Genomic DNA, 16,382 nt, shown 5'->3' on the forward strand with positions numbered 1-16,382 from the left:
ACCTTTGTAGCCCTTTGATCGTGCCCTTTACGCAGGCACGAAGCGCCTACTTTAACCGTTTTTGCGGTCAATAGATTCCGTCACCCTCCTGCACCCTCTGTGTTCTCCGCGTACTCTGTGGTTAGAGTCTCAAGGCTCTACCATCCCTCTTTGCTACTTATTTTGCAATTGTGAGGTAATGTCACTATGATGCCTTTTATCGACCTAAAAACACAACAAGACAAAATCCGCCCATCCCTCAACGCCCGTATTGCCAAAGTCCTCGAACACGGTCAATACATCATGGGCCCAGAAGTCTATGAACTAGAAGAAAAATTAGCCGCCTATGTTGGGGTGAAACATTGTATCTCCATGTCCAACGGCACAGATTCGCTCATGATTGCGTTAATGGCATTCGGTATCGGCCAAGGTGACGAAGTTATTACCACTCCCTTTACCTTTATTGCTACCGCTGAAGTAACAGCCTTTCTCGGGGCAACGCCGGTCTTCGTCGATATCGATCCCAAAACGTACAATTTAGACCCAAGCAAACTGGAACAAGCCATTACTCCAAGGACAAAAGCGATTATCCCAGTTAGCCTGTACGGCCAATGCGCCGATATGGATGCCATAAATACTATTGCAAATAAATATGGTATTCCGGTTATTGAAGACGCTGCCCAAAGCTTTGGTACTACCTATAAAGGGAAAAAGTCTTGTGGCCTTTCAACTATTGGCAGCACCAGCTTTTTTCCGACCAAACCACTAGGCTGCTATGGTGATGGCGGAGCTTGCTTTACTGATGACGATGAACTGGCAAGGAAATTGAGTCAGATTCGTTTGCACGGGCAGGATCGGCGTTATCATCATCCGGTCATTGGGGTAAATGGACGGTTGGATACGATTCAGGCTGCTGTACTTTTGGCTAAATTAGAAATCTTTGACGAAGAAATTCAATTAAGACAGGAAGTGGCGAAGAGGTATACGGAAACATTAAAAGATGTAGTAGTTACGCCGTATATTGCAGAAGGCAATACAAGTGTATATGCCCAATATACTGTCCAGGTAGATAATCGTGAACATGTGCAGGAGAAATTGAAGGAAGCAGGTATTCCAACGGCGGTGCATTATCCGATTCCGTTGAATCTGCAGCCGGTGTTTGCTGATTTGAATCAACCGGAAGGAAGTTTCCCAATAGCAGAGGAAGTTGCAAAAAGGGTTATGAGTCTCCCCATGAGTGCGTACTTGAATGAGACGGATCAAATGCAAATAGTTGAACGATTAAGAGATATGAAGTAGTTTTGGCGAGTGGTTCAATTTACATGGCACATCACAACGGTTGCGATGTGTCTATTGAATGTTGCTGGTAGTGATACTTTCTTAACTAGATATACTCTTCTGTATAGGCTAACTGAAAGGAATGTAACCATGTGTATGAGAGGCTAGCCGGTGTCTTCATAAGTTTAACTTGCTATTTGCGGAACAAGAAAAATGGACAAATTGCGCATGACTTTACTATATTAATGTCAGGGACGGTAATATCCCAGCTACTGCTACTGGCTAGTTCACCATTATTGACAAGATTATATACACCAAAAGATTTCGGGATATTTGGACTGTCGATGGCAATAACTAATGTTTTAGCACTTATTGTTACAGGACGTTATGAATTAGCTATTATATTGCCGAGGGAATTAACAGAAGCATTCAATATTGTTGTACTTTCTTTTGGTTTAATAATATGTAGTTCTTTAGTATTTTTTTTCGCAACCATTATTATTCCAGTCGAGTGGTTATTAGTTTTAGGAATAGAAGATATTGTCGGCCTATTATTCTTATTACCTTTATTAGTTATGTTTCAATCTTTGTATCAAGTCTTATATTACTGGTTAAACAGGCAACAGAATTTTCGTAGTATGGCAAAAACTAGGCTATGGATTGTCGTATTAGGTTCATTAATTTCTATAACAATTGGATATACAAAAGTTATATCTGGTGGATTAGTGCTAGCGCAAATTGCGGCCTATGCTATTGTAACGATAGCGATCATTCTAGGATCTCGGCACGAAATAAAGCCATTGTACAAAGACGTTAACTTTGATTCAGTCCGAATTCTAGCTAAGCGATATTTGAATTTTCCAAAATACCTAATCATTGCGCACTCTATGGAGACTTTATCCGCTCAGCTTCCGCTTATCATGCTAAATTCCTTATTTGGAAGTTCGATAGCGGGATATTTCTCTCTCACTCAAAGAGTAATTGGTGCACCCGTTGGGTTTATTGCAAAGACGATGGGTGATATTATGCGGGAAAGGTTTAGTTTTGAATATCGGGAACAAGGCAATTGTTACTTAGCGTTTAATAAAAGTCTAAAGTATCTTACAGTAATTGCATTTATTCCTGCGCTTATTTTCGGCTTATGGGGGCCTGAGCTATTTTGCATAGTTTTTGGGGAGAGCTGGGCAATGGCTGGAGTCTATGCAAGGCTGCTAACAATGATGACTTTTTTACAAATGATTGCAAGTCCTTTAAGCATTATGTATATTATAGCGGAAAAGCAAAGGGTGGAACTTTATCTGCAGTTTGCTAGGGTAGCAGGATGCTTTCTGGCAATTTATGGCGGGTATATTTATTCTAGTGAAAATCAGTTGGCAATGATATTATTTGGTATAGTAATGAGCATGGTATATCTTTTTATGATTTACCAGTGTAGAAAATGGGCTAAAGGAGTTAGCGATGCATAAGAAAACTATAGCTAAACTTTTAATTGTAATTTCTATACTTTTAATACCTTCTGTTATTTATATTTTATATAAAAAACCACAAGAAACTAAAACAATAATACGAGTAGAAAAACCAATACCAGTGTTATCGTATTCCGACAAAGTGTATCTTCCGTATGAGAATTTCCGCTATATTGATCAGTCGCAAGAGATAAGCCGTCTCTATGGAGAAGGGACAGAATTTATTGACCCCTGGTTAGAGGGTACTGCGATAATTACAGCATTTAATAACGGTTATAGAAACAATGATTCCAATAGCTATGTAGCTGGATTGAAAAGATTGGATAAGGTTTTAGCAGTATTTGATAAAAAGGGTGCTTGGCCTCATCCCCAGTATGGGAGTTATCCTGATGGATGGGTTAGTTCTATGGATGCACCTGTCATAGCTTTATGCAGTCAAGCCGCCTACGAAATTACAGGAGAAAAAAAGTACATCGAGTATCGTGAGAGAATTGTTCGACATATGCTGAAAACTGTAAAAGAGGGCTCATTTATCCTTCCACTAAAAAACGGGACACAGTGGTTAGCAGAATATGCATACCCATTATCAACAGAAGAAAATGAGTATTATGTTCTGAATGGCTTCTTAGTAGGATTGCAATCTATTTTGATGCTGGCAAATGCAACTGCAGATGAAGAATTATACGCTACTTATGACAAAGCATTATTAGCATATAAGAAGTTAGCGCCGGGCTATTGGTATAAGAGCTTTGATTGGTCGTATTATATGTTAAATCCTTTAACAATAATTGAACCCCATTATATGATATATGAGACTAAACAACTGGACGCTTTATATACTTTGCATTCTGATAATTTTTATGATGAAGAAGCCACTAAACATAGAATAGCTCTGACTAAAATTCTACCACTATACGCTGTAGATAATCAGTACTATCTATTGCGTGCTGGCGCTCCTCATCCTTATTACATTGATATTTTCCTCAATACCATTGAATTTTATGACGATCAAGGTAATATAACGGGTACGATAAAATCCAATAGAACGGGATCTTTTTTTGAACGAGCATTTATGCAAGGAAGTATTCCTGCCAATACTAAAGGTTATCACATGTATTCCCATAATGGTTCTGACGCAAAAAAATATTACTTATTTTCTGCACCAATTAGACAAATAAAATCTGACGATCAGTTAAAACCTTCCAAGATTGATTACACTACGAATGGTTTTAATGATGCTATACCTGTAGCAAAGAATGAATTCTCATTAAAACGAGAAGTTTCTAGTTCTGATGAGGGTACTATAGTTATAGAATTGGACAAGCCTTTACAAAAAAGTGTTGATTCTTTCTGGGGGATAGAAATAACTTCAGCAGAAGAGGCGCTAGTATATATTGTTTTATTTGATAATCAAGGAAATACGGCACACAGATATTATAGGCCGCTTGTTCAAGGAAAGAACCTTTTGCTATTGCACAGTTTAGGCTTTAATAATTTTGAAAACTTAAAGGGCGATATTAATAAAGTCCGGATAAGTATATTTACAGAGACGGAAGTTAATAAACACAATAAATCAGATTGGATGGTAGAGATAAATGGTGTATACAATTATCCTACATCAGCATCTGCTTTTATGCATCTGAAAGGTCATCCTGACTTAATTATAAATGAGCAAAAGTAAATAACTTTGCTAAACTGACAAGGGGTAGGAGTGCGAGCGGCGAATGGTTGTTATCATTGATTATGGCATAGGCAATGTCGGTTCAATATTAAATATGCTCAAACATATCGGCAAAGCTGCAACAATATCGTCAGATCCGGAAGTAATCGGTAATGGGAATAAGTTAATACTACCAGGGGTTGGAGCATTCGACACTGGTATGAGAAACTTAGGTGATCGACAACTAGTCAATTTATTAAATAAGGTTGTTGTTGAAGACAAAAAACCAATATTGGGAATATGCCTGGGGATGCAGATTCTCGGAACAGGAAGTGAGGAAGGTGAACTTCCAGGTCTTGGGTGGATTAATTTCTCTAATGTTAAATTTAGGCATGAGCGAGGCAGTGAATTAAAATTACCGCATATGGGATGGAATTTAGTTGGAATGCAAAAAAAATCTCCGCTCTTAGAGGGGTTGGATGAAAAGACTCGTTTTTACTTTGTCCACAGTTACCATGCATTATGTTTAGATAAGTCGGATGAGTTACTAACAACTAATTATGGCTATTCCTTCATATCTGCTGTACAAAAGGATAATATTTATGGAGTTCAATTTCACCCTGAAAAGAGCCATAAGTTCGGTATGCAGTTACTAAAGAATTTTGTGGAGAGATGTTAGTATGTATTTGCGTCCAAGGGTCATTCCTTGTCTGTTACTAAAGAATAATGGATTAGTCAAGACAGTTAAATTTAAGGATCCAAGATATTTAGGAGATCCTATTAATGCTGTACGCATATTTAATGAAAAATATGTGGATGAGTTAGCCATTTTGGATATTGTTGCGACGAAGGAAAAACGAAGCCCGAATCTGGAACTATTATCCCGCATAGCGGCAGAAGCTTTTATGCCGATGTGTTACGGCGGCGGTATAAGCACCCTTGATGAAGTAAAAATCATTTTAGGAATGGGGTTTGAGAAAGTAGTTATTAACACTAGTGCAGTAAAAAATCCAATGTTAATACAAGAAGCCAGTGGGCATTTTGGAAGCCAAAGTATTGTAGTATCAATAGATGTAAAGAAAAACTTTTTTGGAAAGTATCGGGCATATATTAATTGTGGAGAAGTTGCTACGGATTATGATCCCGCTGAACTAGCACGCAAAGTTGAACAGTTAGGCGCGGGCGAGATATTTCTAAATTCTATTGATAAAGACGGCACTATGAGTGGATATGATTTAGGATTGATAAAAAAAGTATCGGAGTCAGTTGGTATACCGGTGATTGCATGTGGCGGAGCTAGAAATGTGGATGATTTATCAATGGCTTTGCATAACGGTAAGGCAGACGCAATGGCCGCAGGCAGTATGTTTGTTTATTATGGTAAGCATAAAGCAGTCCTGATTACCTTTCCAAACGAAGAAGAATTAATTAAAGCAGGTGTATTTACATGAAGGAATATCAAGTTTGTAATCGTTGCATAATGGATACCAGTGATTCTGAGATTACTTTTGATGAATATGGGGTTTGTAATCATTGTCGGAACTTTGATGAAAATATCAGGCCGCGCTGGTTTCCAAACGAACAAGGTCAGCAAATGTTGTTGAGTATTGTCGAGAAGATTAAACAGGAGAATAAAAATAATGATTATGACTGCATAATTGGTCTTAGTGGTGGTGTAGATAGCTCTTTCTTAGCATATAAAGCTGTTCAGATGGGGTTAAGACTCTTAGCTGTTCATGTTGATGCAGGTTGGAATTCTGAGATTGCGGTACGTAATATTGAGAATATCTGCAAAAAACTTAATATCGACTTATATACACATGTTGTTGATTGGGAAGAAGTAGCTGAAGTTCAACGAGCGTTCTTGCTGTCTGGAGTAGCAAATCAGGATACGCCACAAGATCATGCGTTTTTTGCGGGTTTATATAATTATGCAGTGAAAAATAATGTCAAGTATGTATTAAGCGGATTGAATTTTGCAACCGAAGGCATTCTCCCTGCTTCATGGGGTTATATGGCCATGGATTTAAAGCAGGTAGAAGGGATATATGATCGGTTCGGACGTAAGCCGCTGAAGACATTTCCTAAGGTAAGCTTATTTAAATACCTAGTATACTATCCATATATAAAAGGGATGAAAGTAATTGCTCCCTTGAACTATATGCCCTATGATAAAGACGAGGCTATAAAGATTATGGCTAAAGAATTTTCGTGGCAATATTACGGTGGAAAACATTTTGAATCTAGGTTTACAAAATTCTTCCAAGCATATTATTTGCCTGCTAAATTTGGTTATGACAAACGTCGAGCTCACCTATCCAGTTTAATAGTATCAGGACAACTAACGCGCCAGGAAGCTCTAATAGAAATTGAGAAAGAGTTATATCCAATTGAACAATTGCAAGAAGATAAAGAATATGTTCTTAAGAAACTGGATTTAACGACTCAAGAATTTGATGAAATAATGAAAAGTCCTAACAAAACGTTTAGAGACTATCCTTCCAACCATTACTTGTTAGAAAAACTAAGAACTATTCGTGGTTTGCTAAAAAAATAATATGATTATGAAAATATCATATAATCGACTTGCCTTAATATGCAGTTTGTTTTTGTTTAAAATTTGCTTAGATGTATCATGTTATCTTACCAGTCCGTCATTCGGAGAATATGCACCAATAATTCAAATATCTTTGCTCAAGATAATGGAATCATATTTTTTACTGCTTATTATGGCTATTATCTTACCGGTAGATGGTTCGAAGTTTTATAGTTTTGTTTTAGGGCTATTCGTTATTTTTTCTGTAATACCTCACTTAACTATATATGGATTATCCGATCAATCAAGAGTATGGGTATATACAATTGAAAGCTTCTGGGTAATATTGTCTTTATGGTTTCGTAAAAGTGTTTTTGCTTTTAGGGTATATAAAATATATAGTACTAAAGAATTTAACGCCATTCTTCTTTTGGGAGGACTCATTTGCCTAGAATATTCTGTATTTGTTTTGGTTATAACGGGTTCATTTAATCTTTTCGATCTAACTAAAGTGTACGATGTGAGAATGGCTTATAAAAATCTTCAATTGCCGTTTGTACGCTATATATTGAATTGGACGGCATTGGTGATTATTCCCTTATTAGTTTCATATTTCCTCACAAAGAACCGACTTTTTTATTGTTTGCTGATGCTAGGGATGCAATTTCTACTTTTTTCAGCTACAGGAAACAAGAGCTACTTGATGAGCATATTTTTTGTGCTGGCAGCTAGAAAAATAGTAGAGCATAAGCGAAGTATAGTTTATTTATCTAATAGTTTAAGTGCCATACTGATAGCTAGCATACTATCTTTTTATTTGTTTGATGATGAGTGGTTGTCATATTTACTTAGCAACCGGCCATTTATTTTACCTGCTAAAATATCTTTCGAATATTATCAGTTTTTTTCGCAAGAACAGTTAGTTTTTTTGTCGCATAGTATATTCAGCTCTTTCGTTAATTATCCTTATAGTTTAGAGCCGATGTATCTACTCGGGCAAATATTCTATAATAATGAAAGAGTAGCCGCAAATACGGGTATGGTTGCTGATGCGTATATGAACTTTGGTTTTTTAGGAGTATTACTGGTACTAGTGCTGTTCTTTTTTGTGTTAACATTAATCCAAGTTTTGATATCTCAAAAAGATATGAAAATAGCAATTGGGGCAATATTACTGCCAATATTCTTCCTTTTTGAAGCTCCATTTTTGACTGCATTTCTAACTGGAGGATTAGGTTTTGCTATTTTAATATTATTTTTATTGCCAAATAGAAGTATAGCTAAATAGGGGTTTTTAATAAAAATGAGAATAGTTCATTTAAGTTCAGTACATGGACCATTTGACACTAGGATATTTCTAAAGCAGTGCAAAAGTCTTGCTCAAGCCGGCTATGAGGTGTCCTTTGTTGTTCCCCATCATGAGGATGTAGTCATTGAAGGTGTAAGTATACATGGTATTAAACGTAGTCAAAGTCGTCTAGCTAGAATGACCCAAGTAGTTTTAGATGTATATAAGAAAGCTTCTGAAATTAACGGCGATATTTATCATTTTCATGATCCTGAATTGATTCCTATTGGACTTGCTTTAAAGTATAAGGGCAAGAAGGTAATTTATGATTCCCATGAAGATTATCCATCGGATATTTTGTCAAAATATTGGATTCCGATTACACTTAGGAAAATTATATCTAATCTGTTCGCACTTCTGGAAAACTATTCGGTTTCCAAGTTTGATGCGGTAGTAACAGTTCATAAGGAAATTCAACAAAGGTTTGAATTAAGGCAGAAGAAGGTAGTTGTATTACATAACTACCCAATTAGCCAGAACATTGAACCACCAGAGAACTATAGTAGGAAGCTTGTTTGGTTGGGGATGATGAATGAAATTCGGGGAAGCAAACAGATAGATCAAGCCATGACACTATGTCCTGCTGCTGAGCTTGACATCATCGGACCTTCAGCCACGAACACGTGGAATTGTAGTAGGATTAATCTTCTCGGTAACTTTCCCTTCGAAGTTGCTCAAAAAAAAGCATCTACCTACAGGGCGGGACTTGTTACGTATCTGCCGGAACCAAACCACATAGATGCATTACCCAATAAATTATTTGAATATATGGCGTTGGGCATTCCTGTAATTGCTTCTGACTTCCCTAAGTGGCGTCAAATTGTTGAAGATGCACAATGCGGTATTTTGGTAGACCCAACATCTCCAGAGGCATTAGCGGAAGCGATGAAATGGATACTGGAGCATCCGGAAGAAACGCGACTAATGGGCGAGAATGGAAAGCAAGCGGTGTTACAGAAATATAGCTGGTCGGCAGAGAAAGCTAAGCTATTAAAACTATATAAGGAGATTTCCGAGTGAAGATACTTACAGTAATCGGTGCTCGTCCACAATTTATTAAAGCGGCGGCTGTATCGAGAGCCATAGAGGAACATAACCGAAAAGGAATGCAGCCTTCCATTTCAGAAGTGATTGTCCATACCGGACAGCATTACGATCATAATATGTCTGATATATTTTTTGAAGAAATGAAAATTCCCAGACCAAACTATTCGCTTGGCATCGGGGCGGCATCTCACGGTGCTATGACAGGCCGGATGCTTGAGAAAATTGAAGAGGTATTAGTTCAGGAAAAGCCGGATGTAGTTTTGGTCTATGGTGATACAAATTCAACTCTGGCTGGAGCGCTGGCTGCTTCAAAACTATCATTTCCTGTGGCTCATGTTGAAGCTGGTCTTCGCTCAATGAACTTCAGAATGCCGGAGGAGCAGAACCGAATTCTTGTTGATAGAATTTCAACCTGGCTGTTTTGCCCTACTGACCACGCGATTCAAAACTTAAATAATGAAGGTTTTAGCAATTTTATAGGCAAACAAAGCAACTCTCCAAAGGTGGTTAATACAGGAGATGTAATGTGTGATGCAGTCAGGTATTACATCTTACATGCAAAGCCGTCTGAGAAGATTCATGCGCTGATTGATAATCATAAATGCTTTTACTTGTCTACTATCCACCGTGCGGAGAATACCGATGACAGAAACAGACTGGAAAGCATCATAAAGGCTTTAGACGAAATCGCTGCTGATATTTCCGTTGTACTGCCATTGCATCCCCGAACACGTAATTTGCTAGATGAATACGGTCTTTTTCCAAAGCAAATTGAAATTATCGAACCAGTAGGTTACTTTGACATGCTAACGCTGTTAAGTCGATGCAAGGCGGTGTTCACTGATAGCGGCGGACTGCAAAAAGAGTCTTATTTTCTTCATAAGCCGTGCGTAACCCTGCGTGATGAAACCGAATGGGTTGAATTAGTAACTCATGGGTATAACGTGCTTTGCGGGGCGGACAAGCACCGGATTATTGAGGCAGAAAAAGGCTTTATCAATTCCAGTATAGACTGGAATAGCCAATTATATGGGGAGGGCCATGCTGCCGCAAAAATCATTAACGAGGTAATTCGGGGCTATCTGAGCTAGGTGTCCGAGGGGGTTGTGTCATGGAGAACGATCAGTACTATATGCATCCAAGCGCAATCGTAGAGCCGGGAGTGAGCATTGGAGACGGGACGAGAGTGTGGGCTTTTACTCACATCTTGCCCGGAGTTATAATCGGCAGTGATTGCAACATTTGTGACCATGTATTTGTCGAAACCGGTGTGAGCATTGGAAACCGGGTCACTATTAAGTGCGGCATTTACTTGTGGGAAGGAGTAGTCATACAGGATGATGTCTTCTTAGGCCCCAATGTTGTATTTACGAATGATAAGCGACCACGAAGCAAGCAATATCCTACAGAGTTTTTACAAACTGTAATCAAACAAGGAGCAAGCATTGGTGCCAATTCAACTATTCTTCCAGGCATATCTATTGGAAGGTATGCGATGGTTGGCGCCGGTACCGTAGTGACACGTAACGTCCCAGATTACGGATTGGTCTTTGGCAATCCTGGGCGCTTAGTTGGTTGGGTATGCCGCTGTGGGGAACGAATAGACGCATCATCTGACCATTCTAGCCTTCAGTGTTCCTGTGGTCTATATTATTCTATAAGCTCAGATGGTGTAATAGAGGAGTAAAAGATGAGTATTCAGGATTGCAGCATTATCAAATTGCCTAAGATTGTAGATTCTCGTGGTAATCTAAGCTTTATTGAGGGTGGAAGACACATTCCGTTTGCAATTAAGCGGATTTACTACTTATACGATATTCCCTCCGCAGGAACTCGAGGAGAACATGCTCATAAAGAATTGTGTCAGCTAATCATCGCTATTTCGGGAAGCTTTGACATTCTTATTGACGATGGGTCAAATAGAAAAACCTTAACATTAAATGAGCCCAATGAAGGCTTATTTATCACTAATATGATTTGGCGTGAAATAACGAACTTCTCAAAAGACGCGGTATGCATGGTCCTGGCATCTGAATACTACGATGAAAATGACTACTTTCGAACGTATGAGGATTTTCTAAAGGCAGCTAAGGGGGAAGAGGATTGAAGGCAAATGTACCGTTTTTGGATATCAGCGCTTCTTATAAAGAACTGAAGGAACAGCTGGACGATGCGTATCATCGGGTCATGCAATCAGGATGGTTTATAGCAGGCCCGGAGTTGGATGCATTCGAAAAAGAATTTGCGGATTACTGCGGGACAAAGCATTGTATTGGAGTTGGTAATGGACTCGAAGCACTGCACTTAGTACTGAGGGCATGGGGCATCGGTCCAGGAGATGAAGTAATTGTGCCTTCAAATACCTTTATCGCAACCTGGCTTGCAGTTACGTATACAGGTGCCAGGCCAATTCCGGTGGAACCTGATGATAGAACATACAATCTCAATCCTATGAAGCTGGAAAGCGCCATTACCGCTAAAACCAAAGCGGTTATTCCGGTTCATCTGTATGGCCAACCTGCAGATATGGATCCAATTAAGAAAATAGCCGGTAGATATTCATTAAAGGTTTTAGAGGACTCTGCTCAGGCACATGGAGCTAAGTACAAAGGAAAGCGGTGCGGAGGTCTGGGAGATGCCGCTGGATTCAGTTTTTATCCCGGAAAAAATCTTGGCGCGTTTGGTGATGGCGGAGCCGTAACTACTAATGATGCGGAATTGGCAAACACCATTCGCAAACTTCGCAGCTACGGTTCGGAGAAAAAGTATGTGCACGAGCTGCAAGGGTTTAATAGCCGTCTTGATGAAATGCAGGCAGCCTTTTTACGAGTACGTCTTCCGGTTTTGGATGCATGGAATGAGCGTCGGAGGACTGTCGCTGCGTTTTATCACGATACACTTGTACAAGTCTGTTCGGGAATTACTACTCCTCATGTGCCCAATTGGGCTGAGCCGGTTTGGCATTTATATGTAATCAGAATGCAAGAACGGGATCAACTGAAATCTTTCCTTGATGCAGAAGGAGTTGGCAACCTGATACATTATCCAATTCCGTCGCATGAACAAGCAGCGTATGCGTATCTCGGATATGGCAAAGATGCATATCCGCTTGCGAGCTGCCAGGCGCGCGAGATTCTCAGCTTACCGATAGGTCCCCATATGATAGGGCAAGAGAAATTTGTAGTAGATGCCATTACAAGCTTTAGGGCGAGGAGAACCAAGTAAATGCACGTTTTGTTTGTTTCTCAGCTTTTTGAGACAGGAAACGACCCAGGTTCTGACAGAAATTTGTATTTCTGCCGCCAGTTGCTGGCGCAAGGCCACAAAGTTACTGTTATCACCAGTAACGTCGACTATAAAAAAGCGACAGAGAAATTTCCGGGTGAAGGCTGGAAAGTATATCGCAACGTGGACGGAATAGACGTCTGGTATGTATACTCTTACTCAAATTTTCGCGGTAGCTTTCTGAAACGGTTTTGGTACTACATGACCTATATGCTGCCAACATTATTGGTAGGTCTGCAAATAAAAAATACGGATATAGTTTACGCTGTATCAACCCCTTTGAACGTCGGTTTCTTGGGCTATGTCCTTAGCCGGATCAAACGGATCCCATTCGTATTTGAAGTAACTGATGTTTGGCCGGATGCTGCGGTAGCATCCGGCGTTGTTAAGAGCCAACTGCTGATCAGCGCCGCAAAAGCCCTGGAAAGGTTCTGTTATAAAGCGGCGCATACGATTGTCGCTCTCACGGAAGGAATAAAAGACAATATTCATAATAAAGGAATTCCATTATCAAAGTTGGCGCTTATCACTAATGGAGTAGATTTAAGTCTTTTCCCAGGATCAAAAGTATTGGACGCTGAGCGTGATGAGACAAGAGATCAGCTCGATTTTGCGAATCGGTTTGTATGTATGTATCTTGGCGCACACGGAGCGTATAACGCCCTCTGGACGATAATAGAAACCGCCGAAGAGTTGAGGAATGATCCGAGATGTATATTCGTATTCGTTGGCGATGGGGATGAAAAGCCGCGTCTGCAGTCAGAAGTACAATTGCGCAATTTGACAAATGTCCGTTTCCTCGATTCAGTTCCGCGGTCGCAAACTCCAAAGTTATTAAATGCTGCAGACGCTTTTTTGCTGCCTAACCGGCGCGGCGAATTCTATACAGGTAATTTGCCAAATAAACTGTTCGATTTTCTTGCAAGCGGGCGACCCATTGTAGTTGCCGGCAAAGGAGAGACTGCAGATTTAGTTCTGCGGGCGAACGCCGGCAAAGTCGTTGATGCGGAAGATGGCAAAGCAATGGCGGCGGCTATTTCCGAATTAGCCAGTGCTGACCGAACACTGCTGGAAACCATGGGATTTTCCGCACAAAGCTATGTTACCATGAACTATTCTCGCGAAATATTAAGCAAGAAATATGTATCCATACTCGAAAATGCAGTCGGGGAAAAGTGAGGATATAATGATTAAGCCTGTTGACTTAGAACACATTCCTGAGGTAGTCGATATTCACATGAAAAGCTTCCCCGGCTTTTTTCTTAGTTTTTTAGGAGAAAAGTTCCTGCGGATTTACTATAGTTCAGTTTGTTCTGCACATGAAAAGATTGGGTTTGTTTATGTAGATTCGGAGGGTAAGACACTTGGATTTGTTGTAGGGACAAGCAATCCGGCAGGATTTTACACGCGATTATTGCGTAACAAATGGCCGAAGTTTTTGCTTGCATCTACTCAGGCAATTATGAGAAGTCCGAGGATCCTGCCACGTTTGGCAAGGGCAGTATTTTATCCGGGGAAGAATCCGAAAGGAGAGGAAGCCGCCGGACTCTATTCCATTGGTGTTGCCCCTCAGGCTCAGGGATTAGGAATCGGTAAGAAGCTTGTTATGGCATTTCTCAATGAAGCTAACCAAAGATCTTGTAAACAAGTTTTTCTTACTACAGATAGAGATGGAAATGAAGCTACCAATCAATTCTATACACATCTTGGTTTCAAGATATCAGCCCAGTTTATAACTCCTGAGGGCAGAAGAATGAATGAGTATACGATACGCTTTTAGTGCTGATTTGCATATAGGAGACTGGAGGAGTTTGTAATGAAAGGTATTATTTTGGCGGGGGGATCAGGTACAAGGCTTTATCCTATCACAAAGTCCGTTTCCAAACAACTTTTGCCGGTTTATGACAAACCTATGCTGTATTACCCACTATCTGTATTAATGCTGTCCGGGATTCGAGAAATTTTGATTATTTCTACGCCATCGGATCTTCCTAAAATGGAGCATCTCTTAGGTGACGGATCAGCGTTAGGGCTCAGTCTCAGTTATAAGGTTCAGATGGCGCCAAACGGACTTGCTGAGGCCTTTATTCTCGGCGAAGAGTTCATAAAAGATGATAAAGTCGCTTTAATCTTGGGCGATAACATTTTTTACGGACAGGGCTTTAAGCAGACACTTCAGAAAGCTGCCGGTACAGACAGCGGGGCTACAATTTTCGGATATTACGTTAACAATCCTGAACAGTATGGAGTAGCAGAGTTTGATAAACAGGGAAATGTCATATCTTTAGAAGAAAAACCATTTGTGCCGAAATCAAACTATGCGATACCCGGATTATACTTTTACGATAATAATGTAGTTGATATCGCAAAAAACGTGAGACCCTCTTACAGAGGAGAACTCGAGATAACTGATGTCAACAAGGAATATCTGAAAATGCGCAAGCTGAAAGTGGAACTTCTTGGCAGGGGCATTGCATGGCTTGATACCGGAACACATGAGGCGCTGCTTCAGGCCAGCAATTTTGTAGAAGTGATCGAGAAGCGTCAGGGCTTAAAGATCGCCTGCCTTGAAGAAATAGCATACAGGATGGGCTATATCGACACAGAACAAGTTGAAAAGCTTGCCGTTCCCCTAAGTAAGAATCAATATGGACAGTATTTAATGAACTTGGTAAAGAGGGATTCGGAATGAGAAAAGTATTAGTTACTGGCGGCGCGGGTTTTATCGGATCAAATTATATTTACTATATCTTTAATAAATATCATGGTGATATACAGGTCATCAATATTGATAAATTAACTTATGCCGGAAACTTGGATAACTTACGGAAACTTGATTCTCAGTATATTGACAATAAGAATTACGTATTTGAAAAAGTAGATATCTGTGACGAACAAGCAATTAAAAGAATATTTGAAACCTACAAACCCGAATATGTAGTCAATTTCGCGGCTGAGTCGCATGTGGATAGAAGCATTAGTGATCCTCAGCTCTTTCTAAAAACTAATATATTAGGTACCCAGATATTGCTTAATGCGTCATTACAATTTGGCGTTACGAGGTTCCATCAAGTTTCAACCGATGAAGTGTATGGCAGTCTCGGCGCGGCAGGACTCTTTACCGAACAGACTCCACTTGATCCACGTTCACCGTATTCTGCCTCAAAAGCCTCGGCAGATATGATTTGCAAGGCTTATTATGATACGTATAAACTGCCAGTCACTATCAGTCGGTGTTCGAACAATTACGGTGCATACCAGTTTCCTGAAAAACTGATACCATTAATGATAAATAACATATTGACTAACAAGCTATTACCAATCTATGGAGACGGTAAGCAGGTCAGAGATTGGCTACATGTAGTAGACCATTGTGAAGCGATCGAACAGATTATTATGCGGGGCAAACCTGGAGAAATATACAATATTGGCGGAAATAACGAGTCAACCAACATTGCAATTGTAAAATTGCTTATTGATAGTATCAGTGAGATTTTATCAAGTGATGATCTTAGGAAACAGCATGTCAGCTATAATTTGATTACCCATATTGAAGACCGTAAAGGACATGACAGGCGTTATGCTATTGACGCAAGCAAGATGCGGAGGGATTTTGGCTGGGAGCCCTCTATTAAGTTTCAAGATGGTATTAAAGATACTATTGTTTGGTATCTTAACAACGCCGATTGGCTTGAGAATATCATTACCGGCGACTATCAATTGTATTACGATAAGTTTTATGCCGGAAAATTAAGTTCCTAAGTCCTACTTTCTCAATAATCC

Annotated in this window: 16 protein-coding genes; all 16 read left to right on the plus strand. The window is 39.7% G+C overall.

Annotation, left to right across the window (positions count from 1 at the left end):
* Positions 1-189 precede the first annotated feature (189 nt).
* The 16 genes from AXX12_RS10195 to rfbB all read left to right on the plus strand — a co-directional run bounded on the left by AXX12_RS10195 (position 190) and on the right by rfbB (position 16,361).
* Positions 190-1,278 carry a DegT/DnrJ/EryC1/StrS aminotransferase family protein gene (locus AXX12_RS10195; protein WP_074431361.1) on the plus strand — a complete coding sequence of 363 codons (1,089 nt, stop codon included), beginning with the start codon at positions 190-192 and terminating at the stop codon, positions 1,276-1,278.
* A 131-nt stretch (positions 1,279-1,409) separates the two neighbouring features.
* Complete coding sequence (locus tag AXX12_RS10200; protein WP_066241858.1) at positions 1,410-2,723, plus strand: oligosaccharide flippase family protein; 1,314 nt, start codon at positions 1,410-1,412, stop codon at positions 2,721-2,723.
* Positions 2,716-4,404 carry a D-glucuronyl C5-epimerase family protein gene (locus AXX12_RS10205; RefSeq protein ID WP_066241860.1) on the plus strand — a complete coding sequence of 563 codons (1,689 nt, stop codon included), beginning with the start codon at positions 2,716-2,718 and terminating at the stop codon, positions 4,402-4,404. The genes AXX12_RS10200 and AXX12_RS10205 overlap by 8 nt, the downstream gene beginning before the upstream one ends.
* 43 nt (positions 4,405-4,447) lie before the next feature.
* The gene (gene hisH / locus AXX12_RS10210; protein ID WP_066241862.1) at positions 4,448-5,062 is read left to right on the plus strand and encodes an imidazole glycerol phosphate synthase subunit HisH; all 615 of its coding nucleotides are present in this window, start codon (positions 4,448-4,450) and stop codon (positions 5,060-5,062) included.
* A gap of 1 nt (position 5,063) precedes the next feature.
* On the plus strand, positions 5,064-5,834 hold the full coding sequence (locus AXX12_RS10215; protein WP_066241864.1) for an AglZ/HisF2 family acetamidino modification protein: 771 nt from the start codon (positions 5,064-5,066) through the stop codon (positions 5,832-5,834).
* Positions 5,831-6,940, plus strand: a complete 1,110-nt coding sequence (locus tag AXX12_RS10220; RefSeq protein ID WP_066241867.1) for an N-acetyl sugar amidotransferase — start codon at positions 5,831-5,833, stop codon at positions 6,938-6,940. The genes AXX12_RS10215 and AXX12_RS10220 overlap by 4 nt, the downstream gene beginning before the upstream one ends.
* A 52-nt stretch (positions 6,941-6,992) precedes the next feature.
* Positions 6,993-8,207, plus strand: coding sequence for a hypothetical protein (locus AXX12_RS10225; RefSeq protein WP_156478628.1), 1,215 nt, complete (start codon positions 6,993-6,995; stop codon positions 8,205-8,207).
* Between the two features lie 15 nt (positions 8,208-8,222).
* Positions 8,223-9,287 carry a glycosyltransferase gene (locus AXX12_RS10230; RefSeq protein ID WP_066241871.1) on the plus strand — a complete coding sequence of 355 codons (1,065 nt, stop codon included), beginning with the start codon at positions 8,223-8,225 and terminating at the stop codon, positions 9,285-9,287.
* The gene (gene wecB / locus AXX12_RS10235) at positions 9,284-10,405 is read left to right on the plus strand and encodes a non-hydrolyzing UDP-N-acetylglucosamine 2-epimerase (protein ID WP_066241873.1); all 1,122 of its coding nucleotides are present in this window, start codon (positions 9,284-9,286) and stop codon (positions 10,403-10,405) included. Before AXX12_RS10230 ends, wecB begins: the two co-directional genes overlap by 4 nt.
* Positions 10,406-10,425: 20 nt before the next feature.
* On the plus strand, positions 10,426-11,001 hold the full coding sequence (locus AXX12_RS10240; protein ID WP_066241876.1) for an acyltransferase: 576 nt from the start codon (positions 10,426-10,428) through the stop codon (positions 10,999-11,001).
* 3 nt (positions 11,002-11,004) lie between these two features.
* Positions 11,005-11,421, plus strand: a complete 417-nt coding sequence (locus tag AXX12_RS10245) for a sugar 3,4-ketoisomerase (protein ID WP_066241879.1) — start codon at positions 11,005-11,007, stop codon at positions 11,419-11,421.
* Positions 11,418-12,539, plus strand: a complete 1,122-nt coding sequence (locus AXX12_RS10250; RefSeq protein ID WP_066241882.1) for a DegT/DnrJ/EryC1/StrS family aminotransferase — start codon at positions 11,418-11,420, stop codon at positions 12,537-12,539. The genes AXX12_RS10245 and AXX12_RS10250 overlap by 4 nt, the downstream gene beginning before the upstream one ends.
* Complete coding sequence (locus tag AXX12_RS10255; RefSeq protein WP_066241885.1) at positions 12,540-13,778, plus strand: glycosyltransferase family 4 protein; 1,239 nt, start codon at positions 12,540-12,542, stop codon at positions 13,776-13,778.
* 7 nt (positions 13,779-13,785) lie between these two features.
* Positions 13,786-14,379, plus strand: a complete 594-nt coding sequence (locus AXX12_RS10260; protein ID WP_197470690.1) for a GNAT family N-acetyltransferase — start codon at positions 13,786-13,788, stop codon at positions 14,377-14,379.
* 36 nt (positions 14,380-14,415) lie between these two features.
* Complete coding sequence (gene rfbA, locus AXX12_RS10265) at positions 14,416-15,291, plus strand: glucose-1-phosphate thymidylyltransferase RfbA (RefSeq protein WP_066241892.1); 876 nt, start codon at positions 14,416-14,418, stop codon at positions 15,289-15,291.
* A complete protein-coding gene (gene rfbB / locus AXX12_RS10270; protein WP_066241894.1) occupies positions 15,288-16,361 on the plus strand; it encodes a dTDP-glucose 4,6-dehydratase in 1,074 nt (357 codons plus the stop codon). The genes rfbA and rfbB overlap by 4 nt, the downstream gene beginning before the upstream one ends.
* Positions 16,362-16,382 lie beyond the last annotated feature (21 nt).

It is taken from the genome of Anaerosporomusa subterranea, from assembly GCF_001611555.1.
In the GTDB taxonomy this organism is placed as follows: domain Bacteria; phylum Bacillota; class Negativicutes; order Sporomusales; family Acetonemataceae; genus Anaerosporomusa; species Anaerosporomusa subterranea.

Coding starts and splice junctions, on each gene's coding strand:
- hisH (WP_066241862.1), top strand. CDS start 4,448: ATGGTTGTTATCATTGATTATGGCATAGGCAATGTCGGTTCAATATTA.
- AXX12_RS10215 (WP_066241864.1), top strand. CDS start 5,064: ATGTATTTGCGTCCAAGGGTCATTCCTTGTCTGTTACTAAAGAATAAT.
- AXX12_RS10255 (WP_066241885.1), top strand. CDS start 12,540: ATGCACGTTTTGTTTGTTTCTCAGCTTTTTGAGACAGGAAACGACCCA.
- rfbA (WP_066241892.1), top strand. CDS start 14,416: ATGAAAGGTATTATTTTGGCGGGGGGATCAGGTACAAGGCTTTATCCT.
- AXX12_RS10205 (WP_066241860.1), top strand. CDS start 2,716: ATGCATAAGAAAACTATAGCTAAACTTTTAATTGTAATTTCTATACTT.
- AXX12_RS10230 (WP_066241871.1), top strand. CDS start 8,223: ATGAGAATAGTTCATTTAAGTTCAGTACATGGACCATTTGACACTAGG.
- AXX12_RS10260 (WP_197470690.1), top strand. CDS start 13,786: ATGATTAAGCCTGTTGACTTAGAACACATTCCTGAGGTAGTCGATATT.
- AXX12_RS10220 (WP_066241867.1), top strand. CDS start 5,831: ATGAAGGAATATCAAGTTTGTAATCGTTGCATAATGGATACCAGTGAT.
- AXX12_RS10240 (WP_066241876.1), top strand. CDS start 10,426: ATGGAGAACGATCAGTACTATATGCATCCAAGCGCAATCGTAGAGCCG.
- AXX12_RS10245 (WP_066241879.1), top strand. CDS start 11,005: ATGAGTATTCAGGATTGCAGCATTATCAAATTGCCTAAGATTGTAGAT.
- AXX12_RS10195 (WP_074431361.1), top strand. CDS start 190: ATGCCTTTTATCGACCTAAAAACACAACAAGACAAAATCCGCCCATCC.
- rfbB (WP_066241894.1), top strand. CDS start 15,288: ATGAGAAAAGTATTAGTTACTGGCGGCGCGGGTTTTATCGGATCAAAT.